The following is a 26452-nucleotide window of genomic DNA, read 5'->3' as shown; positions in this document are numbered from 1 at the left end:
AAAATAGAGTGCCAGCCACACCGCCCGCGTACCGCTACGCCTTTGGCTGGATCAGCTTGGCAACAAGCCCCGTCCAGCCCGTCTGGTGGGTAGCGCCGATCCCACGGCCGTTGTCGCCATGGAAGTACTCATAGAAATAAATGTAGTCGCTGAAATTAGGGTCGGACTGCAGCCTGGGATGGTGGCCATACACCGGACGCTTACCCGACGCGTCCTTGCGGAAAATGCGCACAAGTCGTTCGCTCAGGTCGTCGGCGATCTCTTGGAGCGTGCGCATCCGCCCCGAGCCGGTAGGATGCTCCAGCCGGAAGTCGTCGCCATAATATTGATAGAAACGTTGCAGCGATTCGATCAGCAAATAGTTGACAGGAAACCAGATCGGGCCCCGCCAGTTGGAGTTGCCGCCAAACATGTTCGAATCACTTTCGCCCGGTATATATTTTACGTTCAGATCCGTGTCGTTGGTGCGGAAGATATAGGGTTTGGCATCATATACTTTTGACAGCGCCCGGATGCCATACGGAGAGAGGAACTCCGTCTCGTCCAGCATGCGCTTGAGAATCCGTTTCATACGATGGCCGCGCAGCAACGACAACAAGTGGCGTTCCTTGCGCCCCCGCTCCACCCAGCGCGAAATAAGACCGGCCAGGTCCGCGCGATGCTGCAGGAACCAGTCCAGCCGCTCGCGGAACTGCGGGTTGGATTCAAAGATCTCCTCGTCCAGGATCTCCACCGCAAAGAGCGGGATGAGCCCGACCATCGAGCGCACCTTGAGGCGCCTGTATTGATTGTCCGAAGTGTTGAGCACGTCGTAAAAGAACTCGTCTTCGTCGTCCCAGAGGTTGATGCCTTCGCCGCCGATGTTGGCCATCGCCCCGGCAATGTAGAGGAAGTGCTCAAAGAACTTCGTCGAGAGGCTTTGGTATACCGGGTTTCCCTTGGAAAGCTCCAGCGAGATCCGCAGCATATTCAAGGTATACATGGCCATCCAGCTGGTGCCGTCGGACTGCTCGAGATATTCGCCGCCGGGCAGCTTGGTGTTCCGGTCGAATACACCGATGTTGTCCATCCCTAAAAAGCCGCCCTGGAAGATATTATTTCCTTCGTTGTCCTTTTTATTCACCCACCAGGTAAAGTTGAGCAGCAACTTGTGAAAGACCTCTTCCAAAAACACACGATCGCTCTTGCCGTTCCGTTTTTCATCGATCTTATATACCCGGTACGTTGCCCAGGCATGTACCGGCGGATTGACGTCGCCCAGCGCCCACTCATAGGCCGGCAGCTGCCCGTTGGGGTGCATGTACCACTCCTTGGTAAAGAGCAACAGCTGGTGCTTGGCGAAGTCGCCGTCGACGACCGCCAGGGGGATGGTATGAAAGGCGAGATCCCACGCAGCATACCATGGGTACTCCCACTTATCGGGCATCGAGATGATATCGGAATTGCGCAGGTGCATCCACTCGCGGTTGCGGCCATGCTTGCGGCTAGCCGGCGCAGGCTGGCCGTCGTCGCCGCGGATCCACTTGCCTACGTCGTAGTAGTAATATTGTTTGCTCCACAGCATGCCGGCAAAGGCTTGCCGCTGAATGTTGCGATCGTCTTCGTCCTGGATCTTCTCCTGCAGCTCCTCGTAAAACGCGTCGGCTTCTTGCAGCCGTTGGGTGAATACATCTTCGAAGTCTTTGAACGGCGAGATCAGAAAGGTATTGGCAAGCCGCAGGCGGAGGACCCGTTTCTCACCGGGCGCAACGGTCAGAGCGTAACGCGCCGCGCCCTTGGTGCCCCGGCGGCTGGCGTTGAGCGTGTTGTTTTTTTTGTTGACCACATACTCGTGGATGCCGTCTTTGAACGTGCCGGGCGACGCATAGCCATACAACCGCTGTGTGTTGGTCTCATTCTCGCAAAAGAGCATCTCGTCGGGTTGTTCGGCATAGAAATAATATTTACCGAGTCGTTCGTGGTTCAGTTGCACGACGCCGTCGGCTACGTGAAAAAGCTCCGGCTGTTGCGTGCCGCTTTTCCACGACCAGATATTGCGGAACCACACGTGGGGCAGCACATCGAGCGTAGCCGCCTCATTGCCCAGGTTGTGTACGGTCACGCGGATGAGCATGTCGTGATCGTCGGCCTTGGCGTACTCCAGAAAGATATCGAAGTAGCGGTTGTTGTCGAATACCCCGGTGTCGATAAGCTCGTACTCCGGGTCGGCCTTCGTGCGGCGGCGGTTTTCTTCCACCAGTTCCGCGTACGGGAACGCCGCCTGCGGATACTTGTACAGCATCTTCATATACGAATGCGTCGGCGTGCTGTCCAGGTAATAATATTGCTCCTTGCAGTCTTCGCCGTGGTTGCCTTCGTAGCCCGTCAGCCCGAACATGCGCTCTTTGAGAATAGGATCCTTGCCGTTCCAGAAACCGAGGGCAAAACACAGGTATTGTTTGTCGTCGCTAATGCCACCGATACCTTCCTCCCCCCAACGGTAGGCCTTGCTGCGGGCCATGTCGTGTGTGAGATATTCCCAGGCATTGCCGTTCTCGCTGTAGTCCTCCCGTACCGTGGCCCATTGCCGTTCCGTTAGATAAGGGCCCCACTTGCGCCAGTATTTTTTCTTCGCGACGTCTTCCTGCAGACGGATCTTTTCAGCGTTCATACGCTAAATATAACCAAAAGACAAAAAGGAAGTATCACCCGTTGTCCTCAAAGCCCGGGTATAGCAACATACCCCCGTCGACAAACAGCGTGATGCCGTTGACATATTCCGAATCGTCGGACGCCAGCCACACCGCAGCGCCGTTGACATCTTCGGTTTCGCCGATGCGTTTCGCGGGAATGAGCTTGAGCAGTTGGTTATACGCCTGCGGCGTCTGCCACGCCGCGTAGTTAATGGGTGTGCGGATAGCCCCCGGACCGATGCTGTTGATGCGGATCTTCTGCGGCGCATACTCCTGCGCGATCGTTTTCATCAGCATCATTACGCCCCCCTTGGACGCCGCGTAGTTGGCATGCCCCGCCCACGGGATCACCTCGTGCACGGAGCTGATACAAATGATCTTGCCCACGGATTTGGAGCGCTCTGGCACCAGGCCACGGCGCATAAATTCCTTCACGGCCTCGCGCGCACACAGGAACTGCCCCGTCAGGTTGATACCGATCACCTGGTTCCATTCCTCCAGCGTCATCTCATGGAACCGGGCATCTTTCTGAAGCCCGGCATTGTTGATCAGGATGTCAACTGTGCCGTAGCGCTTGATCGTCTCAGCGAACATGGCCTGCACATCCTCCTCCCGGCTGACGTTGGCCTTCATCGTAAACCCCTCGCCGCCGCCGTCGTGTATTTCTTTCAACACTTCGGCCGCCTTGTCGGGGCTGCTGGAATAGTTCACGACCACCCGCGCGCCTTCCCGCGCCAGCGCCCTGGCGATGCCCGCCCCGATCCCCGAGCTGGCCCCCGTAACGATCGCAACCTGATCTTGCAGTTTCTTTTTGTCCATGGGTTATCTGTTGACTTTGTCGATGTACAATTTATTGCTAACTGCAGGCTATTCAAAATCGTACCCGGTTTGGTGCAACAGGACAGAAACAATGATTTTAAACGCCGTGAAACTTTTTCTTATGATTATATAAGTATCTGATTATTAATGGTTTGTTGCTTCTCTGAGATCGGAATATTTCAGATGGAAAAGACCCGAGTCAATCGTAAAAAGCTTCGTATCTTTATAGGATGAACAAGTTTAGCGATGATAGTTTAGGCTTTGAGAAATTTCTGATCGATGAACAGATTGTATCGCTGTTGAGCCAGTTAGCAGGAGGATACGTCCGTCTTACGGTAAAGGCCAAGAAAAATCACCTGCATATCCAGGCCAATCAATATCAGAGTCGGTTTAATCAAATAGGAAAGGCGAAGACTAATCTTTATACTTTGAGTTATCCCGAAAAGGTATTGGAAATTCGAAAGTATGAAGACGAGTTAAAGCAGATATTAGCCGAAGAAAAAGCTGCTTGATACTCCCATGAGTGCCAGAGATCAAGCTACAATTCGGCAGCGACCTTATTTGTTGTCTGAAGAAGATCATCAGTATTACTACCAGGAATTTATCCAAAGAACATATCTGGATGTTTCGGATTCATCTATTCCTCCTGTGGCATATTTCCTGGGAGCCCAACCAGGGTCTGGAAAAACAAAGCTTCGAGTCGGTCTTCAGACGGGGGCAGAAGTTCTAATTAATACAGACGAACTTAGGTGGATTCATCCTTCATATTCAACATTGTTGGAAGATCAACGGACAAATCAATTTGCAGGTCATCTAGTAAATCCCGATGCAACGGATTGGAGTATCAGGCTGAGGAATGATGCCATTGAGGAAAGACGGAGTATAATGGTTGATTCCACGTTGGGGGTACGGTCGAGCACTTCATTGAGTTATTTCAAACGTTATACAATCGTGGTTATATAATCGAAATCCACATAATCGGTATTAATATTAACGTAAGCCGCCTGGGCGTTCACTATCGATTTGAGAATGGAAGCAGGATAGGAGCACCGGAACGTATGGTATCAATGGAAGTTCACGATCGCAATTATCATGCTTTACCTGCGAACTTGTTAGCTTTAGGGAAAGCTTGTGGCCTGCTGGTCAGTAAACTGGTACTTTATTCGAGGGATGGAAACGATAAGTTAAACGTGGTCTATGAAACCGAGCATCCGTGTAATTTTCAAGAACTAGTTACAACGTTAGCCTTCATAAGAAATAGGCCTTTTTCGAATGATGAGCAAGCGGACTTCAAAAGCAAAATGGAAGACGTCCGGACTATGATTGATGCCAGAGGAGGAGATTCTCAAAAATTTCTACGTGACATTGAAGTATTCAAATAAAATAAGGAGGCTAGTAAAACTGGTCTCCTTTTATTTATATGACTAGGGTCATTCCATGCCAAAATACAAGGCAATATGAGCCTCGCCGGTGCCAAAATACAAGGCAATCTGGGGCCTTTCCATGCTAAAATACAAGGCAATGACACCCCAAAAACAAAAAGGCCGGCAAACGCCGGCCTTCCGTTCTCAAACCAATGTGTTACACACTATCAACACATTTTATCTATACCACAGACGGCTGAAGTATCATACGATTCATCTTGCGATGGAAGAACGCACCCAGGTGATTGGCGTTCGCGGCGAGCACCGCCTGGAAGTGTTCTTCTGCCTGCGCGGCCTGTCCCAAACCCAGGTGGCCCAGCCCCATCAGGTAGTGGCAGTGGATGCGGTTGCGCAGATCGAGGTCCTGATCGAATACCAACAGGTCGGGCAGCGACACGGCAAAGTAATCGATGCGGATCTTGTCCTCGCGGTGCGCCGCCCCGAAGTCGATCAGACGCTGGAAGATGGCGGTTGCCTGTGCCGGCGTACCGAGCTTTTTCCAACCAAGGCCCTGGTAGAAGATCTTATCGGGCTGCTGGTCGTTATAGTAGATCGCCTGCGCCGGTTCGCTTAGCCCCAGCGTGGCCTTCCGGAAATGCGCCTGGGCTTCCGCCGGCTGACCCAGCGCCTCATAACAGCAGCCCTTCAAATAGAAGATATCATTTTCCTGGGCGCCATACAGCTTGCCCTCGCCCAGGTTGTGCGGATACACTTCCGCGGCATCCAACAGTTCGAGCGCTTCACTATACGAACCTTGCAAAATAGCCTCCTTGGCAAGCTCCAGGTGGCACAGCAGGTATTGGCCGACCACCTTGCCTTCGCCGCCTTCCCACGGGTGGAAGGTCCGCGCCGCCAGCAACTGCCGGGCTTGTTGGAACTGCCCCAGCAAATTATACAATGTCACACGTTCCAGGTATAGATCGTCGCGATCCACCGTCAGGTCCAGGTGTTTTTCCAACAGCGCCAGCCGCTCGGCGTGTGGCTTGTTGAGCTGCTTGTACAGTTGATCCAGCTCCATCAGCACCCGTGCATCGGTCGGGTTAAGCGCAAACGCCTGCTGCAACGATTTCAACGCCTTTTGAGCGTCTTGTTGTTTATTGTAATACGCCAGCGCCAGGTTGCGATGCGCCGTCGGGAACGAAGCGTCGTATTGAACCGACTTCTCCCAGCAAGCGATCGCATCGGCATATTGCCGGTTGGCATACCAATAGTTTCCGAGGTAATAATGAGCCTTGGCGTCACGCGGGTTTACGACCAAGGCCGCCTGTAGCACGGGCACATCTTCCACGCGGTTGGGGAAGCAATAGTCGGGGGCGGCCGCGGCCGCTTGCGCATGCCACTGACCCGCAACGGCCGCATCTTGCATGAGCCCGGCAAAGTAACCCAGGTAGTATAGCACCATGGGGTAGGAGGGCTGGCCTTCTTTCCGTGCAAGCTTCAGGAAGTCCGAGGCCTCGGTATACAAGCCCGCGTGCGCGTAGTCAAATGTATACTCGATGTAGTTGTGAACATACCCGCGAATGAGGTGTTGCAGCTGACGGATCTTGTCAGCCGCGGCGGCCGCATCCGCTTCGAGCAGCGCCGCTTCGAACAGACAGCCATAGTTGAAATTGTCGATCGCCAGCGAAGCAGCGATCCACGCCTGCGCCTCCGCCGCACGGCCAAGCTTGCGCAGCAGCACTGCCTTCAGGTGGCGCGCGGTGTGGCTGTGGTAGTTGCGGGCCAATGATTTCTCTGCCAGGTCCAGCGCTTCCTCATAAGAACCCTTGCGCGTAGCTAGGCGGGCCAGCTGCAGATACGCGCTGTCCTGCCAGGCGGCATTCCAACAGGCTTTATAGAATACATCAAATGCTTCGTCGTACCGGCCCAGGTAGGAGAGGCACAAGCCGAGGTTGAAGTACGGCTCGCCGTCGTACGGGTTGGGGTTGCGTTGCGTCAGCGTGGCGATCGCCGCGCGCAGGTAAGGCTCCGCTTTTGCGAATTGACCCCGCTTGAGATACCAAAGGCCGAGCGCGTTGTTGTTGCGCACGTCGCCGGGCTCGCGCCGTAACGCCTCCTGGTAATAGTCGGTAGCGCGATACGTGGCATGACGGTATTGCTCGATGTGCAGACCCGTCAGAAAAAGCTGCTCGATGCTGGTGATCGCCGCCGGGTCCAACGCCGGGCGGGCCGCATCGGGCACAGGTTTCACCTCCGGCTTGTCGGGTTGATATTCCACCAGCACCTTGCCGGTAGCGCTGCGCAACACCAGGCGCACGTGCTCTGCCTGCGGCACACTGTCCAGCTTAACCGCGCCGGTATAAATGTGCTCGGGCGACACCGTGATCGCCTCCCGGTGCACCCCGCGACCGTTGTAAAACACTTCCAGCGAAGCGCCTTCGTATAGCGCCGTAGCGTATAATTTGATCGCAACCGATTGGCCTTGTACTTCCAGGCTCACCATCGCGTCGCGCGTGGCATTCTTCACGACACCCAGCTCGCCGTAGGGCATGAAGTACTGTGTGAACGTACGTTCCTCAAAAGGTTGGATCCACGAGAAGTCGGGTTGGTTGTCCGTAAAGACACCCGTCATGAGCTCGATATAGGGACCGTCTTCGTCCGTCAGGTTGCGGTCCCACGCATAACCGAACTCGCCGTTGCCCCACGTCCATTGTTTTTTACCCGGCGACACGTGGTGGTTGGCCACGTGCAGCAACCCGCCACGAGAGTCGTGCTCGTATCCCCCCATAAAGTCGTATTTGGAGGTGATGGCCATATATGATGTCGGCACCGGTATATTTTTATAGCGCGAGATGTCCACGCCTGCCGAGTAGTCTACTTTATAATACGTGCCCTTCGCGATCGGAAATTCCGACACGTCGCGCTTGCCGTGATCGAATACCGCATGCACATCCGGTGGGAACACCGATTGGTAATCGTCGTTCACTTTCACTGCCGGGTTGGCCCACCAGAGGAACGTCTGCGGAAAGGGCGTACGGTTGTACAGCCGCGCGTTGATCTCGAGATAAGCCTTGTCGGGATACAGACGGAACCCCGCCATACCCTTTGTGCGGAACATCCGCTCCACTTCGTTCACCCATACGGTCTTGCTGCCGTCGACGTGCTCTTCGATCGTATAATCGATCGGGTCGAACGTGCTGGGGCGATGGTGCTGTGGCCAGTTAAACTCGATACCGCCCGAGATCCACGGCCCCGTTAGCCCCACCAGCGCCGGTTTGATCACCTGGTTATAGTATACAAAATGCCGCTGCCGGATCTTATCATACGCCATTTGCACCCGGCCGCCAAGCTCCGGCAGGATCATGATCTTTATATAGTGATTCTCCAGGTAGAGCGCCCGGTAAGTCTGATCGTGCTTCTCGTCCAGGATCTTTTCGATGACCGGGTGCGGGTATACCACGCCGCTGCTGCCCTGGTAGACACGGTTTTCAAGAAATATTGGATTTTTTTCTGGTTTACCTACTCCATATGTGGGAATGACGACATTTTCCTCCCAGACCGATACTTGGCTCTTGATTTTCATCTAAAACGATTGTTTTTTGCAAAAATATCGGTCCGGCAACCGTCTTCAGATGGACTAATTTTCTCTTTTGATGGACAATCTTATTGCAGTCAACCATGCAAACAATTCGTAAACGCGAGGGTTTCGAAGGGCAGCGGGCCATCGTGCTGCCAAAGAAAATACTGGAGGTCTGCGGCTACACACCCCCGGTCAATGCATTATATATCACTGATATCGGCTTTTATCCCCGCGCGGCCTATCACTACCGCGAACGCCCCAATGGCATCTCACAAAACATCCTCATCTATTGTACGGAAGGGAAGGGGTGGCTGGAAGTGCCCACCGGCACATACAATGTGAGCCCCAACGAGTTCCTCATCATCCCCGCGGACATGCCGCATAAATATGGCGCCGACGAAAAGAGCCCGTGGACCATCCACTGGGTACATTTCAAAGGCCTGCAGGCACCGTATTTCGGCGCACTCTTGTCCCGCCAGTTCAAAGAGTTCGTCAGCTATTCACCTTTCCTCGACGATCGCATCCGGATCTTCGATTCCATCTTCAAAGCACTCGAAAGCGGCTATAGCCTCGACAACCTTACCTACTCCAACATCAGCTTCGCCTATTTGCTGGCATCGTTCAGCTTCCCCGAGAAATTTGCCTCGGCGCATCATACCCTCGAAAAAGATGCCGTCGACACGTCCATTGAATACATGCAGCATCACCTGGACGTATCGCTCACGCTGGAACAGATGGCATCAGCAATTAATCTATCTGTGTCCCATTACTCCAGCATCTTCCGAAAAAAGACCGGGTATTCGCCGGTCGTGTATTTCAACCATCTCAAGATCCAGCATGCCTGTCAGTATCTTCAATTCACCACATTGAGGATCAATGAGATATCTGTAAAGGTGGGCATCGAAGACCCCTATTATTTCTCCCGCATGTTTACCAAGATCATGGGGATTTCGCCCCAGGAATACCGCAACAAGAAAGGCTGACCCGATTTTTAAGATCATAAGAAAATCCATCAATTACGTTTAATTCTCCATTCAAACGATTGCGTACTTCTGCCAATTTTGTAGGAAACGATTTCGGTCTTTATGGGGAAAAGCTCATATGTATTTTTGATCAGCCTGATTGCAGCGTTCGGAGGGCTTTTGTTCGGGTTCGATATAGCCATCTTCTCGGGTACGATACCCTTTCTGCAGCCGTATTATCAGCTGACGGACGCCCAGCTGGGCTGGACCGGTAGCTCTCTCTATGTAGGATGTATCGTCGGCACCCTGGTGACGGGCTACCTCACCGACCGTTACGGCCGCAAGCTGCCGCTGACCTTCGCCGCCGGCATCTTTATGGTGTCGTCGCTCCTGATGGGCTGGTCGTCGAGCTATACCTGGCTGGTGGTGTGGCGCATCATGGCCGGCATCGGCGTGGGCGCAGCCTCTATGTTGTCGCCGCTCTATATAGCAGAGGTGAGCCCGGCGGCCATCCGCGGCCGCATGGTGTCGATCAACCAGCTTACCGTGGTCATCGGTATACTTCTGGCGTACCTCTCCAACTACCTGCTGGCCGACCAGGAAAACAACTGGCGCTGGATGTTCGCATCGGGGGCTATACCCGCGGTGTTGTTCTTTGTTTGTGTATTCCTCGTGCCCGAAAGCCCCCGCTGGCTGTTGAGCAAGGGCCGCGCGGACGAAGCCCGCCGGGTGTTGCTGCGCCTGGCCGGTAGCGCCACGGTGGTGGAGAACGAGCTTCAGACCATCCGCGCCGGCATGGGCCGCGAGGTAAAAGGCAAGCTGCGCGACCTGGTACAACCCGGCATCGCCTTTATCGTCATGCTCGGCATTACGATGGCCATCTTCCAGCAGATCTCCGGCGCAAACGCCATCTTCTTTTATGCACCCATCATTTTTGAAAAGGCCGGCATGAATGTAAAAGACCAGCTCTTTCAACAGATCATGATCGGTGCCATCAACCTGCTCTTCACCTTGCTGGCCATGCAGCTCGTCGACAAGCTGGGCCGCAAAAAACTGATGCTGGCCGGCGCATCGCTCATGGCGCTGTGGCTGTTCCTGGTAGGACTGTGCTACGCGCTGGGCCTCTTCCAGGGCTATTGGCTCACGATCTTTGTACTCGCTTTCATTGCCACCTACGCCACTACGCTGGCGCCCGTCACGTGGGTGCTGATCTCCGAGATCTTCCCGACAAAGGTGCGCGGCATCGCCGTGTCGGTGGCAACCTGTGCGCTGTGGACGGCGTGCTTTGCGCTCGCCTACGGTTTCCCGGTCATGATCGCATCCCTCGATGCGCCCCAGACCTTCTTTATATTCTCAGGCGTCTGCCTGCTATACTTCTTCATCCTGCTGAAATATATACCCGAGACCAAGGGCAAGACCCTGGAGCAGTTTGAGACGGAGATCATACGACACTAAGGCTTTCTATGAAATAATACCCGAAACACCGAAACACTACCGAAACACTACAAAACAATTACCCTATGAGAAGGAAAAATCTACTTCCTGTGGCCTTGCCATGCCCAACGGCGAGCGCAACAACCGTGTGCGTACCGGTTCGACCCGATGAACGACCTAACGTCACGATCCTATGAAAAAATCTCTATACTATATCGTATACCTGATGCTGGTCGTACTTGTGCCGGCAGGTTTGGCGACGGAAGCGTCCGCACAGTCCGTGCGGGTAACCGGCCGCGTGATCTCGCAGAGTGATGGTAACACCGAAGAAACGATACCCGGTGTGAGCGTAGCCATCAAAGGCACCACGCTCGGCACCGTGACCGACACCGATGGCAGCTATTCCATCGAGGTACCGTCCGGCGACGCCGTTCTCGTATTCTCCTTTATCGGATATTCCACCGAAGAGATCCGCGTGGGTGGGCAGACGAATATCAACGTTACGCTCACACCCGACATCACGACCCTGGAAGAGATTGTCGTCGTGGGAGCCGTGGTGAAACGCCAGGATCTGACCGGCGCGGTGGCCCACGCCACCGATGAGCAACTGCGGCAGCAACCCGTGTCCACCGTCAGTCAGGCCATGCAGGGGCGTATGGCCGGTGTGTTGGTACAAAACGATCCGCGTCCAGGCGCGAATGGAACAACCGTACAAATCCGCGGCAACAACTCGCTGCAATTCGGTACGAACCCGATTGTAGTGGTGGACGGTCTGATCATGGACGGCGGCCTGAACCTCATCAATCCCAACGACATCGCATCGATCGATGTTTTGAAAGATGCATCCGCAACAGCCCTCTATGGCTCGCGTGCCTCCAACGGCGTGGTGGTGATCACCACCAAGAAAGGTAAAAAAGGAGAGGGGCACATTACCTACGACGGCTGGATAGGCGTACAGGAACTGACCCGCATCATGCCCCGCCTGGGTACCAAAGATTTGTTCGACCTGCGTGTGGACGCCTTTGCCAACGCCTATATGGACAACAATCCCGGCGCCAATCGTCAGCAGTATATAAACGATCAGATCCTGAACGAAAACAACTCGGTAGCGTTTGCCCCGTACGAATTTGATGCCTATCGCAACAACCAGTCCTATGATTGGCTCGACCGCGTCATCCGCACAGGTCGTCAGCAAAACCATACGCTCGGCTTTAGTCGCGGAAATGACGACGGTTCGATCTACGTCAGCTTCAACTACGTCGATCAGAAAGGTGTCGTGCAGAATGCCGGCTACCAACGCTATACCGGTCGCTTTAACGGCGAGCAAAACATCAAACCGTGGTTGAAGATCGGTACGGCTACATCGTACTCACGCAGCGAAGATCAGTTTACCGAAGGCAGCGTGTTCAACATCGCCAACGGCGCCAACCCCATGATGGCCATCACCGATACAGCCAACTACCTGAAGTGGGCCGGCATCGTGGATCAGAACCTGTACAATCCGCTGCGCAGCTTGCGCATCAAAGGCGACAGCTACCAGACACGCCTGATGTCCAGCAACTATGTAGCCATGAACCCGCTCGAGGGATTGAACCTCCGTTCTACATTTTCCGCCGACGTCATGGACAAACGTGACTTCTGGTATACGCCCAACGACATCGGCCAGTCGCTGCGCAACTCCACCGACGGAACCGCCTCACAACGCAATGACCATTGGTTGAACTGGCAGTGGGATAACTCCGTCACCTACGACAAGATCATCAATGAAAAGCACGTCGTTTCCGGCCTGGCGACGTTCAGCTTGCAGAAAAATAACTGGGACTACAACCAGGTCGACGCCAAAGGTTTTGCCTCCAATGATTTTACGTATAAGTACATCAACGGCGCATTCAACAAAGATCAGTTCCAGGTAGCGTCCGACTTTGTGACCACGACGATCGTCTCGTACCTCGGTCGTGTGAACTATACCTATAACGATCGTTATTATGCCACCGTCACTGTGCGGCGCGACGGCTCGTCGAAATTTGGCACCGGAAATAAATGGGGCACGTTCCCTTCTGTCGTGCTCGCCTGGAACATGGCCAAAGAGCCCTTCCTGGAGAGCCTCAACCTCGACCAGCTTAAGCTGCGCGCCGGTTATGGCCGCGTCGGAAACCAGAATATTCCGAACTACGCATACCTGACGCTATACCGTGCGCAGGTGACCGGCACCAACGTGGACTACAAACCCGAAGGTACTCTCGGCAACAGCAGCGTAGGGTGGGAGAGCCAGAAACAAGTAAACGTGGGCCTGGACGTGGCCGTGCTGAACAACCGTCTCACCCTTACGGCAGACTACTTCAACACCGACAACACCAATCTGCTCATGCGTCGTACGCTGCCGCTCACCAGCGGATTCTCCAGCACCATCGCCAACGTGGGCGTGCTAAACAACCACGGCGTGGAACTGACGGCAAATGCGAGCATTGTCAATACGCAAGATCTGCGTTGGTCCGTGTCGGCAAACTTTACGGCTACCCGCAACAAAATCAAAGCCCTGTACGGTGATGTCGATGCGATCTACAACCGTGGTGGCTACACCGGGGTCGAAATGCAACGGGAAGGGAATTACTTCGTCGGCGAATCGGTCAACTCGATCTATGTCTATAAATTCGACAAGATCGCGCAGGAGTCCGACATGGCCCGCGTGTCGGAGATGCAACTGGGCCGCAAGGTGCGCCCGGGCGACATTTTGCCCTTGGATCGCGACAGTGACGGCGACATCGACGACGACGACCGCTACGCCGTAGGGCGCAAAGATCCTAAGTTCTACGGTGGTTTCACAACCGACCTGTCGTACAAAGGCTTCTCGCTGAATGCCATATTCAACTATAACTATGGCTCTAAGCGCATCAGCGGCCTGTACGAGGGGTATATGAACGGCACCGGCATGTATGCCGCGCACGAAGACATGCTCAACCGCTGGACGCCGACTAACACCAATACCGACGTTCCCCGCGCCTACAATGGCGGTGACCGCTATGGCTACGGCGATGTCGATCTCGGTGTGCAAAATGCATCGTTCCTGCGCCTGTCTGCATTGACACTGGCCTACAACCTGCCGAATAGCCTGGTACAGAAAATAAAGGCGAATACCTTCCGTGTATATGTGACCGGCAGCAACGTCTTCCTGGTAACCAAATACAAGGGATACGATCCTGAGACCGGTGACGATTTCCCGAACTCGCGTATGCTGGTGACCGGTGTAAACATTAGTTTCTGATGATGTGAACAGTGGATACGTTTAAAAACTTTGATACGATGAATACAAAAAATATAATACTGGGTTTGACGGTCATCCTATTGATGGTATCATCTTGCTCAGACTTCCTCGACCAGGGTCCGCAGACTGCGTTGTCGCGTGAAGACGCCTTTAAGGATGTAGAAAAACTGGACAAGGTAATCACAGGTCTCTACAACCGGTGGCGGGAAACCCGAAAAGACCGCGGCGGATTTATATTCTCCCTCGGCACAGACGAAACACAACAGGGGGCCTACCAGGTGCGCACGGAAGCGCAGCAGGCATCGCTGGATAAATACGATGCGACACTGACCGCCAGCAACAACGCCCTGACGGGGCAATGGAACAGCCGCTGGCCGGTGATCGTGGATGCAGCTACGGCAATCATCTCGCTGGAAGGCAACACACAAGGCGATGCGCAACGCGAAATGCTGCTGGGCGAAGCCTGCTTTATACGGGCCGCCGTTACGTTTGAAATAGCGCAGTATTGGGGCGGGATTCCCGTGCTGGACCTCGCAAAAACAGCCGAGTACGGCACCACGCGCCAACCGCTGCCGGTGGTGTACGATCTCGTGATCCGCGACCTCGAGCGTGCCATTCAGTATCTGCCCGAAGATCAGGCCGACAAACGCCGCGCTACCAAAGGTGCCGCACAGGCCCTGCTCGGAAAGGTATACCTGTATGCGCCCGAAGAATCCGGCGCGCGCGACTATGCAAAAGCGCGTGACCAGTTCCAGACGGTGATCAACAGCGGCAAATACCAGCTCGTGCCCAACGTCGCCACCCTGTGGGACCCCAACAGCCCCAACCCGGTCGAGTCGATCTTCTCGTTCCAGTTCAGCAACGTATGGCCCGACAACAACCAGTGTCAATGGCAGACCGGCTCGCGGTCGATCGCCAACCTGAATCAATATGCATACTTCGGTGGTTACGACCTGCTGCTGCCCACCGCCTTCTGCTATAGCGATGCAAGCGAAGGCGGCCTGTGGGAAGACGGCGATGCCCGCAAGGATGCCAGCATCCGCTACGACTTTGTCTACAACGGCCAGACCCCCGAGATCGCGGCAGGCTTCGGCGGCGATGAGCTCGATCCCCACATCAAAAAGTATGAAGATATCCGCCTGGACGGCACACAGAGCTTCTGGTATTCCGGTAAGAACATCTACTACCTGCGGTATGCCGACATTCTGCTGTGTTATGCCGAATGTCTCAACGAGCTCGGAAGCACCGGCGAGGCCGTGAGTACGGTCAACACCGTGCGTCAACGCGCCTGGGGCGGCGTACTGCCGGCCGACAAGGAATGGAGCGCCGGCATGGGACAGGAGGAATTCCGCGACAAGATCATGGACGAACGCATGCGCGAGCTCTGCTTCGAAGGCTGGCGCCGCATGGACCTGATCCGCTCCGGCAAGTTCCGCCAGCTGATCCTGGCCCGCAACAAGTGGACTGCCGACGCTAACGCCATCCAGGACTACCACCGTCGGTACCCCATTCCGCTGGACGAGATCAAACAAAACGATGAGATCGACGAAGAGGATCAAAACGAAGGATACTCCAATCAATAGTGAATGCTCGCAGGAAAAAAATAACAATAGCACTAAAAGAGGCTCTTAACCAGGCCTCTTTTAGTGCATATACCTTTTGGGAGAGGAAAAATATAATGAGGAGAAGAGACGCTATATATTCAGTACTATTTTGGCTCGCGGCCATACACCTGGCGGTAGCGCAGTCCGCAAACAACAAAACCGTAGTCATTCGCACCGCCAACACCAGCCTGGTCTATAAAGTCGACAACGACCAGGTACTGCGGCAGTGTTACTATGGCAAGACCATCGACGACAAAGACGTGGCCGGCATCCAGCTCACCACCCTTGAGGCCTACCCGGCCTACGGCAAAGCCTATGTGAACGAGCCCGCATTCCGCGCCGTACACGCCGACGGCAACCTGACGACCGAGCTGGCGTTCGTATCCGCCGAAACACAGGCACCAGACAAAAACATCGCGCTGACCCGCATTCGCCTGCGCGACCGGTACTACAACCTGTCGGTAACGCTTTGCTTCAAAGCGTATCAGCAGCAAGACATCATCGAACAGTGGACCGAGATCGTGCATGAAGAGAAGAAAGACATCACGCTCCATAACTTCATGTCCTCCCAGCTCGCCCTGCGCGCGCCGTCGTATTGGCTCACGAGCTTTTACGGCAACTGGGCGTCGGAGATGAACATGAAAGAAGAGCAGCTTACCGAAGGTGTCAAAACCATCGACTCCAAACTGGGCGTACGTACCGATCAATTTGCCCACGCCTGCTTTTTACTGGGCGTAGACGGACCGGCTGCCGAGAATAGCGGCACCGTGATCGGCGGTACCTTGGCCTGGCCCGGCAGCTGGAGCCTGGCGTTTGAAGTAGACCCGCTCAAGAACCTGCACATCCTGGCCGGCATAAATCCGTATGCTTCCCAGTATGTACTAAAACCGAAAGAACTATTCAAGACCCCGGCGCTGCTCTATACCATCAGCCACGAAGGCAAAGGCGGGATCACCCGCAAGTTCCACGCCTGGGCGCGCACCTATGGCATCTACAAAGGCGACCGGCCGCGCATGACGCTGCTGAACAACTGGGAGGCTACTTACTTCGACTTCGACGAAAAGATCCTCAAACAGATCATCGGCGATGCTGCCGGCATGGGCTTCGACCTGTTCCTGCTCGATGACGGCTGGTTTGGCAACAAATATCCCCGCAACGACGACCGTGCCGGCCTCGGCGACTGGGACGTGAACAAAAAGAAATTGCCCAACGGCCTCGACTCGCTGCTGCGCGAGGCCGACCGCCAGAAGATCAGGTTTGGCATCTGGGTAGAGCCCGAAATGATCAATCCCAAAAGCGAGCTGTATGAAAAGCATCCCGACTGGGTCATCACCGCGCCCCACCGTGCCGTCGACGTGAGCCGCCACCAGCTGATCCTCGACTTGTCCAACCCGCGGGTGCAGGACTATGTATACAACGTCATGGACAACCTGCTGACGCGCAATCCCGGCATAGCCTACCTCAAGTGGGACTGCAACCGCTACGTAACCAACCCCGGCTCGTCGTACCTGCCCGCCGACCGGCAGTCGCATCTTTGGATCCAATACACCGAAGGCCTGTTTGCTGTGCTCAAGCGCATGCGCCAGAAATATACCGATGTCCGCATCATGCTCTGCTCCGGTGGTGGCGGCCGCATCGACTACGGCACCCTGCCGTACTTCGACGAATACTGGATCAGCGACAACACCGATGCCTTCGACCGCATTTTTATCCAATGGGGCACGACGCACTTCTTCCCGCCGATGGGCCTGGCCAGTCACGTGTCCGTCGTACCGAACCACATCACCCAGCGTTCGGTGCCGCTCAAGTTCCGGTTCGACGTCGCCATGTCCGCCAAGCTGGGCATGGACCTGCAGCCGAAAGATATGAGCCCCGACGAGAAGGAGTTTTCACGGCAAGCCATACAGACCTATAAAGACATCCGCCACATCGTACAGTTTGGCGATCTCTATCGCCTGTTGTCGCCGTACGAGCACAAACGTACGGCCCTGATGTATGTGCTGCCCGATCGCAAAGAGGCCCTGGTCTTCTCGTATTTGGTAAAGAAGGAGATCTATGGCAACGACCAGGTATTATACCTGCGCGGGCTGGACCCCGCTAAGATGTATACCCTGAAAGAAGTGAATAAGAACCCGCGCTATTCGAGGTTCTCGTTGTTGGAAGGACAGAAGTTCACCGGCGAGTTCCTGATGACCTATGGCGTTCGGTTCGCCCTGTACGATGAGTTTGAAAGCGTGGTATTCCGCGCAATAGCAGAATAAGATAAAGTCATGAAGAAGATAGTGATCCTGTATATGCTGACCCTGGCGGTGGTCGGCACGTTGTCAGCCCTGACCCCCAAACCCACGCCGCTGACGGTAACATCGCCTGACGGCCGGTTGACATTACGCCTGCATACCGGCGATACCCTGGCTTATACGGTAGCGTTTAAAGACCGGGAGATCGTCCACGCATCGCCCATTGCCCTGGCGTTGCCCGACCGGGTGCTGGGCGCCAAACCACAGGTAATAAAAGCGACGCCGCGCAAGCATAAAGGCAGGCTTGCTTTGCCCTATAGCAGCACGGAAACCCTGGACGACCGGTACAACGAGCTGGAGGTAACGTTCGAAGGAAATTATGTCTTGATCCTGCGTGCCTATAACGAAGGTGTAGCCTACCGGTTCTCGACCACGCTGCCGGCGACCATCCAGATCGTGAATGAACGGGCAAGCTTTAACCTGACAGGCGATCCCGCCGCCATCTTTCCCGAGAGCGATGTATGGACTTCGTGGGAAGTGCCCTACGTGCCCTATACGGCATTATCCACCATTGCCGAGAGCAAGAAAGCCCTCACACCGGTATTGTTTTCATACGACCCTGTGCGCGTGGTGATCGCAGAAGCGGATGTGACCGACTATCCGGGCATGTATGTGGGCAAGTACAACGGCAAGCTGCAGGGGACGTGGGCCCCCGTGCCTTCGCGCACGGAGCTGGGCAGCTGGGGCAACTTTGTGTCGGTGGTAAAAGAACGCGCACCCTATATCGCCGACACACGCGGCACCCGCAGTTTTCCCTGGCGCATCATCATCGCTACAGACGACGACCGCACCCTGGTGGCAAACAAACTGGTCTATAAACTGGCGCGCCCGTCCGTACTGGGCAACGGCCAGGACTGGATCAAACCCGGCAAGGCGGCGTGGGAATGGTGGCACGATGCTATTGTACGGGATGCCGGCATTCCCACCGGCATGGATCACCGCAACACCGCCCTGTATAAACACTACATTGACTTTGCCGCTGCCAACCACCTGGAGTACCTGATGATCGACGCCGGTTGGTCCAATATCTTTGACCTGGGCAAGGTCAATCCCAAGGTAGACGTGCAGGAAGTGATCCGCTACGGCAAGTCTAAGAACGTAGGCGTGTTCTTGTGGTGCGTAGCCACCACGTTGATGAACGACCCCGACAAGTACATGGCACTGGTGGCCGGTTGGGGGGCCGTGGGCTTCAAGGTAGACTTCATCGATCGCGACGACCAGCTGGCCATGCGTTGGTTTGAAACGATCGCCGCCGCCGCCGCCCGGCATAAGCTTATGATCAACTTTCACGGGTGCAGCAAACCTACCGGCCTGGAGCGCACGTATCCCAACATCGTCAACTACGAAGCGGTGCGCGGCGCCGAATGCTCGAAGTGGGACCTCACGGCAAGCCCCGAGCACCATGTGCTGATCCCCTTCATCCGCATGCTCGCCGGCCCGTTGGACTATACCCCCGGCGGTATGCGCAACGAAACACAGGCGACGTTTAAACCCATCGACCCGGGCCTGCCCTCTACCCAGGGCACCCGTTGCCATGAGCTGGCCATGTACGTGCTCTACGACCAGCCCTTTGCCATGCTGTGCGACTCGCCCGAAGAATACCGCAAGTACCCCGACATCATGAAGTACCTGTCGGCCGTACCCACTGCCTTTGACGAGACCCGCGTACTGAGCGCCACGCTGGGCGAGTACGTCACCGTCGCCAAACGCAAGGGTAACCGTTGGTTTGTGGGGGCCATGACAGATTGGGACGGCCGCACGTTGCCGCTGGACTTTTCTTTCTTACCTTCCGGTAAAACCTATCAGGCGGAAGTATATACCGACGGTGCCGACCACCAGGACGCCACGCAATACACATACAAAACGCTGGAAGTAACAAACCGCTCGAAAACCGAGCTGGTGCTTGCACCGGGTGGCGGCGCAGTGGTATACATCCACGAATAACAGAACGGAGATGAGCGAAGTAAACCCGATCACGATCACCCAAACGCCGTGGGGCACACACCGGGGCGAGCCCGTATTTCTTTTCCGCCTCACAAACGCCCACGGCTCATCCGTGGAAGTAACAAACTATGGTGCCACGCTGGTATCCGTCGTCGTGCCCGACCGGGCAGGCAGGCAAGAGCCTGTGGTGTTGGGCTTCCCGTCACTGGAAGGCTACTTGCGGGATCGCTGCTACCTGGGTTCGACGGTAGGGCGGTATGCCAACCGCATCGCCCGGGCACGCTTCGCCCTCGACGGCAAGGTATATCCCCTCGAAGCGAACGACGGCGTGAACACCAACCACGGCGGCCGCGCCGGCTTTCACGCCCGCGTATTCGCCTGGGAACAGCACTCCAACGGTGTATCGTTCACCTACACGAGCCCCACCGGCGACGGCGGTTACCCGGGCACGCTTACACTGCGGGTAGCATATACCTGGAGCGACGATCAGGCGTTGACCATCACCTATACCGCCGTAACCGATCAAAAGACTGTCGCGAACTTCACCAACCACGCATACTTCAACCTGGCCGCCCAGGGCACGATGCTGGATCACACGCTGAGCGTACGGTCGTCGCACATCCTGGCGGCCACGCCGGCCTATATTCCTACGGGTGAGATCATCGCTGCCGGCACCCGGCAGCTGCAGCAGAGCACCGTCCGCCAAAAGGTGGCTCCTATGGACGGCCGGCAGGAGGGTCTGAATGACTATTATATACTCGACAAAGCTATTCCTGAAAACGAACCGGTTGCCGTATTATACGACCCGGCTTCGGGCCGGCAAATGGACGTCTTTACATCTTATCCCGGCCTGATGGTATATACCGCGGACTATCTGGTGAGTGAACAACCCGGTCACATCGGGGCGTTATACAAACCGTTTGACGGCATCTGCCTGGAATGCCAGTATTATCCCGACAGCCCCAACCACGCACACTTTCCCGACACGACCCTGGCAGCGGGAGAGGAATACCGGGAGTGGATCGTATTTAAATTCAGCACACAAGCGCAATAAAGTATTAATGAAAAATCAGTATGAGAGTTAACGTCCGTTTTCAAATCCTGTTTAGCCTGAGCCTGCTCGCCGGCCTTTGGTCCGCGGCGCACGCGCAGGAATACAACGTCGTCTCCCCCGACGGTTCGCTGAGGATCCATCTCAACGTGGCCGCCGACATCCGGTACGACGTAGCCAAGAATGGAACGCCGGTCATCACGCCGTCGCCCATCGGGTTTACGCTGAGCACCGGCCTGGTGGTGGGCAGCAATGCCACCGTAAAATCCACCGCAACCGCCAGCGTCGACGAGCCCATCGAACGTCCCTACGGCAAGAACGATAACCTGCGCGATCATTACAACCAGCTGCGCATCGACTTCGAAGAGCACTATTCGCTCGTCGTTCGGGCGTATGACGAGGGCGTGGCGTACCGCTTTGAGACGGCGCTCGGCGGCAGTGTCGACGTCATGTCCGAAGAAGCCAACTTCAACTTCGCCGGCACGACGCAGGTGATATTTCCGGAGGCCGATACCGAAATGCGTTCGTGGGAGCGATCGTACAATACCTATGCCTCCATCAGTGCGATCAATGCCCAGCGATTCTCGATCACACCCGCCATGTTTTCGTATACCGCGTCGGGTATGCGGGTGGTGGTAGCCGAGTCGGACCTGCTGGATTATCCCGGCATGTACCTGCAGCCCAGCGGAGCCACCAGCGTAAAAGGCAAGTGGGCCTACTACCCCAAGGAAGTATCGTTCCCCGACAACATATATGAATACCATCGCGTAACCAAACGCGAAGCGTTCCTGGCCCGTACGTCGGGCACACGCCAGTATCCGTGGCGGGTGGCGATCGTAACAACCGACGACAGAACATTGCTCACCAACGAGCTGATCTACAAACTGGCAACGCCCTCGGTGCTTACGAATACCGATTGGATCAAGCCGGGCCGGTCGGCGTGGGAGTGGTGGCATGACGCCATCCTGGAAACAACGCAGATCCCCTCCGGCACCAAGAACCTGAACCTGGCGCTATACAAGTTCTACGTGGACTTTGCCGCCCAGAACAAACTGGAGTACGTCACGCTGGACGCCGGCTGGAGCACCAGCTACATCCGCGAGCTTGTGCAATACGCGGCCTCCAAGAACGTCAAGATCTTCGTATGGGACTTCATCAATCTTCCGGTAGAGAGCCCGGGCCGCATTGCCGAGCTGAAAAGCTATGGGGTCGCGGGTATAAAGGTAGACCTCATCGAGCGCGACGACCAGGTGGCCATCAACTGGTTCGAGCAATTGGCAAGTGCCTGCGCACAGCAGCAGCTCATGATCATCTTCCACGGTTGCGCCAAGCCCACCGGCCTGCAACGCAAATACCCCAACATCGTCAACTTTGAAGCCGTACGCGGCGCCGAGTGTACCAAGTGGGACGATACCCCCAACCCGGATTATCACCTGCAGTTCCCCTTCATCCGCATGCTGGCCGGACCGTTGGACTATACGCCGGGCTCCATGCGCAACGTGCGCCGCTCCGAATTCCAACCCATCGGCGTCGGCGTGCCGAACACCATCGGCACACGTACGCACGAAGTGGCCATGTACGTCATGTTCGACCAACCCCTGGCCTACCTTTGCGACGCTCCCACAGAATACAGAAAGTATGCCGACATTCTCTACTTCCTCTCCAAAGTACCGACCGTATGGGAGCAGACGTTGCCGTTATCCGCGGAGGTAGGTAAATACGCCGTCATCGCCCGCCAGCACGCCGGCGAATGGTACGTGGGCGCCATGACCAACTACGAAGCACGCGACGTGGAAGTAGACTTCTCGTTCCTTCCCGCCGGCGTAGACCGCGTAGCCGACGTCTACCGCGACACACCTACCTCCGAAACCAACGCCAAATCCTACCAGCACGAGATCATCACCATCACCAACCAAAGCAAGCTGACTTTCCACCTCGCGTCCGGCGGCGGCCTCGCCCTCCGCATCCGCGACGTAAACGAAGTGACCAGCATCGGCAAAAGCGAAGAAGGCACGAAAGTATCGATCTACCAAAATACCGACCGCACCCGGCTGACGATACGCTCGAAAGCCCCGGTGCACGAGGTAAGCATAACCGATCTATCCGGCAAAGTAGTACAACATGAAATAGTAGCGGCCCTGCAGGAAACACATGAGATCGACACCGCTCGATTGGGCGCCGGTATCTACGTTGTCTATGTTTCTACCAACGAGCGTGTTTATTCATCGAAGATCATCCGGTAAGCGGAAGGGCCGCTATAAATTAACGCCATGTATTATAACGGTAGCTTTTTAGATATAATGATCGTACAAATATAAGGCCGGTCTCAGCCCCGTTTCGGGGCGAGACCGGTGCCCTGTAGGGTGGCAAGTGGGCTGAAGAAGTGCAGGCGGTCAGAGACCGCTACCATCCGCCAGTTGTCGGACAAGTACGAGGCACCGGTGACGCGCCTGCGCTTCGCTGGGCACTAACACCGGCGCCAGGTGCGGGACCAGGTGTGGCTGCCCTGCCGGGTGGCGCGTTTGGAGAACGAGGTGTAGATTCTTAAATTTGTTTATGTGGCGTGTGCTTATGCCTTATCTCAATTGTGGGTAATTTGTTTATAAATTATTTTACTCTTGCCCGTCGGCGTGTGTCTTTTTATTCAAAATCTTACTGAAGTATAAAACGTGGGTTTTTAAGCCTGGGAGTGGGGCGTCAGTGGAGGATGAGTGGAGAATGCATACTTTTGGTATATGTTTGCTATAGCTTTTCCATAGGTTAACCATAAGGTTGGGGGTGCTGTGGTGGACCGATGTATGGATTTATGGTGGAGGTTTTGCTATATTCGGTTATAACAACAAAAAGATATGGCTGTAGTCGTAGGAGATTCTCCGTTAAAGGATATTAGTGGGACCATTGATGAGCTTGTATTTAAGAAATACAAGGATAAGACTGTTGTTACCCGAAGGCCTTCCCGAAGCCGTAAAAAGAATAGTCCGCTTCAACAGCTTAGCTGTAACCGGTTCAAGGAGGCTTCACGGTATGCCCGCTCGGTCCTTCGTGATCCTGTCAAGCGAGAGCATTATCGGAAGCTTGCTGTCAAGCTGAAGAAGCATTGTGCTTATAATGTCATCATTTCCGAGTATATGTTGCGGATAAGCATCGAGGCAAAGGATGTCAAGGCCTTTACGAAAGGCAAGGCTCGTATTGTACTGACGGCTACTAAGAGGGACTTCAAGGTAAAGCAGGTGGATGTAACGTTGACTTCGTCTACCGGTGCTGTTCTGTCGTCGGGGCAGGCGCGCCAGATCAATCGCACCGATTGGGTATACACTTCGAATATGCCTTTTTCTCATCCCTGTATACTGACGGTGACTGCGGTGGACGCTTTCGATCAGGTGTCTATTCAGAAAATCGCTTTTCCTTTAGCGCCCCTGTCTTCGTAAAGACGCCATGACCGGCTTTTCGATTGAAGCTCGTTGTGGCTGGGATGTGGTGCTGTGGGGGAGGATAAAAAAAGCCGGTCTTACCACCGGCTTTTCAGGCAACGTTAGTTAACGGGATTGGGGAAGATCACCCACCCGTAGGTGTCTCGCAGGGCTACGAGCTTTTCCCAATCGTCGAGCGTCAGCGGTTGCAGGAACTCCGTTCCGGCGATGTCACGCGAGATCCACAGCCGGCCCTGGCGGGGATGTTCCACCACGGAAGTATGGATGTCGTCGATCATTTTTCGGAAGGAGGCAATATCGAAGTGTGTGTTGCCGGGATAGAAACCCAGATCGATCAGTGCATGGTTGTCGGACACGTCGATGTAGCGTAGCGTGGTGGTTTGTACGGAGGCGGACTCCAGGTGTTTGTTGTGGGAGAGGTCGACGCGGTCGGGACCTTCGTTGATGCTGAGGTAGCGCAGCTCACCCAGGTGCTCCACGTGCAGGCTACCGCCGCCACTCAGGTTCTGCACATTTCCAAAGGATATGATGATATCGATGTCGCCGGTCACGCTCACGAAGTGCTCGCCCGGGGTGGCGTAGTCATGCATTTGCCGGTAATCGTTCTGATACTCGATTACGCGGGTGTCGGTTGTGCCGTCGCCCCAGTCGATGTACAGGGTCTTCGGGGTGAGGATGTCCCACGTGGCAAGCCCAAATTCGAAGTGCAGGTCTTCCGGTGTGGCGCGCGCCATCATGGTAAGCGCCGGGTCGAGCACGACCGCGAGCGGGTCGCCGTCCAGCTCGTCCTGCAGCTGTTCCAATACAAAGGTGCGGTTGTAGGGTGCAAAACCGGGACGGATAATGATCAGTTTATAGGTTTCCGTGGCGACGCCGTCGAAGTGTACCGTATTGACCTTCGCGCCGAGCATCGCATCAAAGACGGTGTCGGTGCCGTGCAATACATAGGCATGTGCCGTGGCGGCCTTGAGCCCGCCTTCGTAGTTGGTGACAAACGTGGTCAGCAGCAGGTCTGGGGAGACCAGTCCGGGATCGAAGGTGGCATAGCCGAAGGCCTGGGGCATGTGAAAATCGGTGCTGATGGTTTGCACGCCGGTGTGGGTAACGCGGTCGGCCTGGATGGCAAAGTAGAACGGCACGGGGTGGTCGATCAGGCTTGCCAGGGGTGAGCCTGCCCGCGGTGTGGCGAAGATGACGGTGTTCTCCGCGTCGGCCACGAGGAATTCGGTTACGTAGTATCCGCCCCAGGGCAAGGCCAGGGGGGCGGTGATATAGCCGTCGCCGAAGGAAAGTATCTCTACGGGCTTACGGGTATAAACGATCTCACCGTTGTGCTTTTTGATGCTGACCAGCGCGTTGCTGCCGGGCGGAATGACAAGGGCTTCGGCGGTGCGGCCGCCATCGGCGGCACCGTCTACCTGGAATGCGAACTGGATGTTGCCAGGGGTTGTTTGTTCGGCGTCGTCGTGCGAACAGGTTTGGAACAGGCGGGAGAGGGGAGCAAGCGCCAACCAGAGCAGGGATTTTTTCATAACAGGAGGGGGTTTTGGGGATTTGTATACTCAAACACAACCGCATTCCGGATGGGTAAGAACAACCCGGTATAAGCGGCTACAGACAGTCCAGCGCAATGGCACCCGAAGCGCCATGATCTATACACGAAACTCGTTGCAACACAAACCTTACCGCACAGAAAGACGAAAGAAAAGGACGACTATATACCGGGAGATCGATACAGGGCGGCGGGCCGCGAAGGATATAGTCTTCTACATGGGAGAGTGAAGGTAATAAATTCGAAGTATCGTTGGTGACACGTATGGGATTATATTTTTTGGGGCTTTCGTGTGATGTTGGGTGGATGACGTGGGCGTGGGGGGTGTATGGTTATGCAGGTTACGACGGTACCGTGGGGGAGTCTGAAGACTCCCCCCATGCCAGGTCCGAGTCGCCGGGCCCGCCCGGCGCGGCCCCGGACCCGCCCGGCGGTTTTTTTTGCCCCGCGGGGCGCGCCGCGGGTGTGGTGGGGCGCCCA

At 55.5% G+C, this 26452-nt stretch carries 17 protein-coding genes; 13 read left to right on the top strand and 4 right to left on the bottom strand.

Annotated elements, in window-relative coordinates; genetic code table 11:
- Window positions 1-34: 34 nt before the first annotated feature.
- Together KK078_RS02670 and KK078_RS02665 are read right to left on the bottom strand one after the other, a co-directional pair.
- Window positions 35-2650 (bottom strand): MGH1-like glycoside hydrolase domain-containing protein, encoded by a 2616-nt coding sequence (locus KK078_RS02670; RefSeq protein ID WP_254088693.1) that lies wholly within the window; start codon window positions 2648-2650, stop codon window positions 35-37.
- Between the two features lie 34 nt (window positions 2651-2684).
- Window positions 2685-3491, bottom strand: a complete 807-nt coding sequence (locus KK078_RS02665; RefSeq protein ID WP_254088692.1) for an SDR family oxidoreductase — start codon at window positions 3489-3491, stop codon at window positions 2685-2687.
- A gap of 230 nt (window positions 3492-3721) precedes the next feature.
- Between KK078_RS02665 and KK078_RS02660 the strand changes: the two genes are divergently transcribed.
- From KK078_RS02660 to KK078_RS02655, 3 genes are read left to right on the top strand one after another with little or no spacing between them, the layout of a single operon-like run.
- Window positions 3722-4003, top strand: a complete 282-nt coding sequence (locus KK078_RS02660; protein ID WP_254088691.1) for a hypothetical protein — start codon at window positions 3722-3724, stop codon at window positions 4001-4003.
- Window positions 4004-4010: 7 nt separating this feature from the next.
- On the top strand, window positions 4011-4454 hold the full coding sequence (locus KK078_RS30755; RefSeq protein ID WP_394370544.1) for a zeta toxin family protein: 444 nt from the start codon (window positions 4011-4013) through the stop codon (window positions 4452-4454).
- Window positions 4415-4873, top strand: coding sequence for a zeta toxin family protein (locus KK078_RS02655; protein ID WP_317195867.1), 459 nt, complete (start codon window positions 4415-4417; stop codon window positions 4871-4873). The genes KK078_RS30755 and KK078_RS02655 overlap by 40 nt, the downstream gene beginning before the upstream one ends.
- 223 nt (window positions 4874-5096) lie before the next feature.
- Here KK078_RS02655 and KK078_RS02650 read toward each other — a convergent pair whose 3' ends face one another.
- Window positions 5097-8438 carry a DUF5107 domain-containing protein gene (locus KK078_RS02650; RefSeq protein WP_254088690.1) on the bottom strand — a complete coding sequence of 1114 codons (3342 nt, stop codon included), beginning with the start codon at window positions 8436-8438 and terminating at the stop codon, window positions 5097-5099.
- A gap of 95 nt (window positions 8439-8533) precedes the next feature.
- Between KK078_RS02650 and KK078_RS02645 the strand changes: the two genes are divergently transcribed.
- The 9 genes from KK078_RS02645 (at window position 8534) to KK078_RS02605 (ending at window position 24417) form a co-directional block, all read left to right on the top strand.
- Complete coding sequence (locus KK078_RS02645; protein ID WP_254088689.1) at window positions 8534-9418, top strand: AraC family transcriptional regulator; 885 nt, start codon at window positions 8534-8536, stop codon at window positions 9416-9418.
- 102 nt (window positions 9419-9520) lie between these two features.
- On the top strand, window positions 9521-10852 hold the full coding sequence (locus tag KK078_RS02640) for a sugar porter family MFS transporter (RefSeq protein WP_254088688.1): 1332 nt from the start codon (window positions 9521-9523) through the stop codon (window positions 10850-10852).
- 172 nt (window positions 10853-11024) lie between these two features.
- Complete coding sequence (locus KK078_RS02635; protein ID WP_254088687.1) at window positions 11025-14093, top strand: SusC/RagA family TonB-linked outer membrane protein; 3069 nt, start codon at window positions 11025-11027, stop codon at window positions 14091-14093.
- A gap of 38 nt (window positions 14094-14131) precedes the next feature.
- Entirely contained in the window at window positions 14132-15676 is a 1545-nt protein-coding gene (locus KK078_RS02630) for a RagB/SusD family nutrient uptake outer membrane protein (RefSeq protein ID WP_254088686.1), read from the top strand.
- A 95-nt stretch (window positions 15677-15771) separates the two neighbouring features.
- Window positions 15772-17958: an alpha-galactosidase gene (locus tag KK078_RS02625; protein WP_254088685.1), complete on the top strand. Its 2187-nt coding sequence runs from the start codon at window positions 15772-15774 to the stop codon at window positions 17956-17958.
- A gap of 9 nt (window positions 17959-17967) precedes the next feature.
- Window positions 17968-19938 carry a glycoside hydrolase family 97 protein gene (locus tag KK078_RS02620; RefSeq protein WP_254088684.1) on the top strand — a complete coding sequence of 657 codons (1971 nt, stop codon included), beginning with the start codon at window positions 17968-17970 and terminating at the stop codon, window positions 19936-19938.
- Between the two features lie 10 nt (window positions 19939-19948).
- Window positions 19949-20992 (top strand): aldose epimerase family protein, encoded by a 1044-nt coding sequence (locus tag KK078_RS02615; protein WP_254088683.1) that lies wholly within the window; start codon window positions 19949-19951, stop codon window positions 20990-20992.
- A 20-nt stretch (window positions 20993-21012) separates the two neighbouring features.
- Window positions 21013-23232, top strand: a complete 2220-nt coding sequence (locus tag KK078_RS02610; RefSeq protein WP_254088682.1) for a glycoside hydrolase family 97 catalytic domain-containing protein — start codon at window positions 21013-21015, stop codon at window positions 23230-23232.
- A 606-nt stretch (window positions 23233-23838) separates the two neighbouring features.
- On the top strand, window positions 23839-24417 hold the full coding sequence (locus KK078_RS02605) for a hypothetical protein (RefSeq protein WP_254088681.1): 579 nt from the start codon (window positions 23839-23841) through the stop codon (window positions 24415-24417).
- 104 nt (window positions 24418-24521) lie between these two features.
- On the opposite strand, the gene KK078_RS02600 is transcribed toward KK078_RS02605, so the two are convergent.
- Window positions 24522-25952 carry a hypothetical protein gene (locus tag KK078_RS02600; RefSeq protein ID WP_254088680.1) on the bottom strand — a complete coding sequence of 477 codons (1431 nt, stop codon included), beginning with the start codon at window positions 25950-25952 and terminating at the stop codon, window positions 24522-24524.
- Between the two features lie 284 nt (window positions 25953-26236).
- Between KK078_RS02600 and KK078_RS02595 the strand changes: the two genes are divergently transcribed.
- Window positions 26237-26452, top strand: a 216-nt coding sequence (locus KK078_RS02595) for a hypothetical protein (protein ID WP_254088679.1), incomplete at its 3' end; no start/stop codon positions are given.

Source organism: Dawidia soli, from assembly GCF_018598185.1.
In the GTDB taxonomy this organism is placed as follows: Bacteria; Bacteroidota; Bacteroidia; order Cytophagales; family Cyclobacteriaceae; genus Ohtaekwangia; species Ohtaekwangia soli.
Note: the sequence above shows the minus strand (reverse complement) of the source record. Positions and strands in the feature narration are given on the sequence as shown.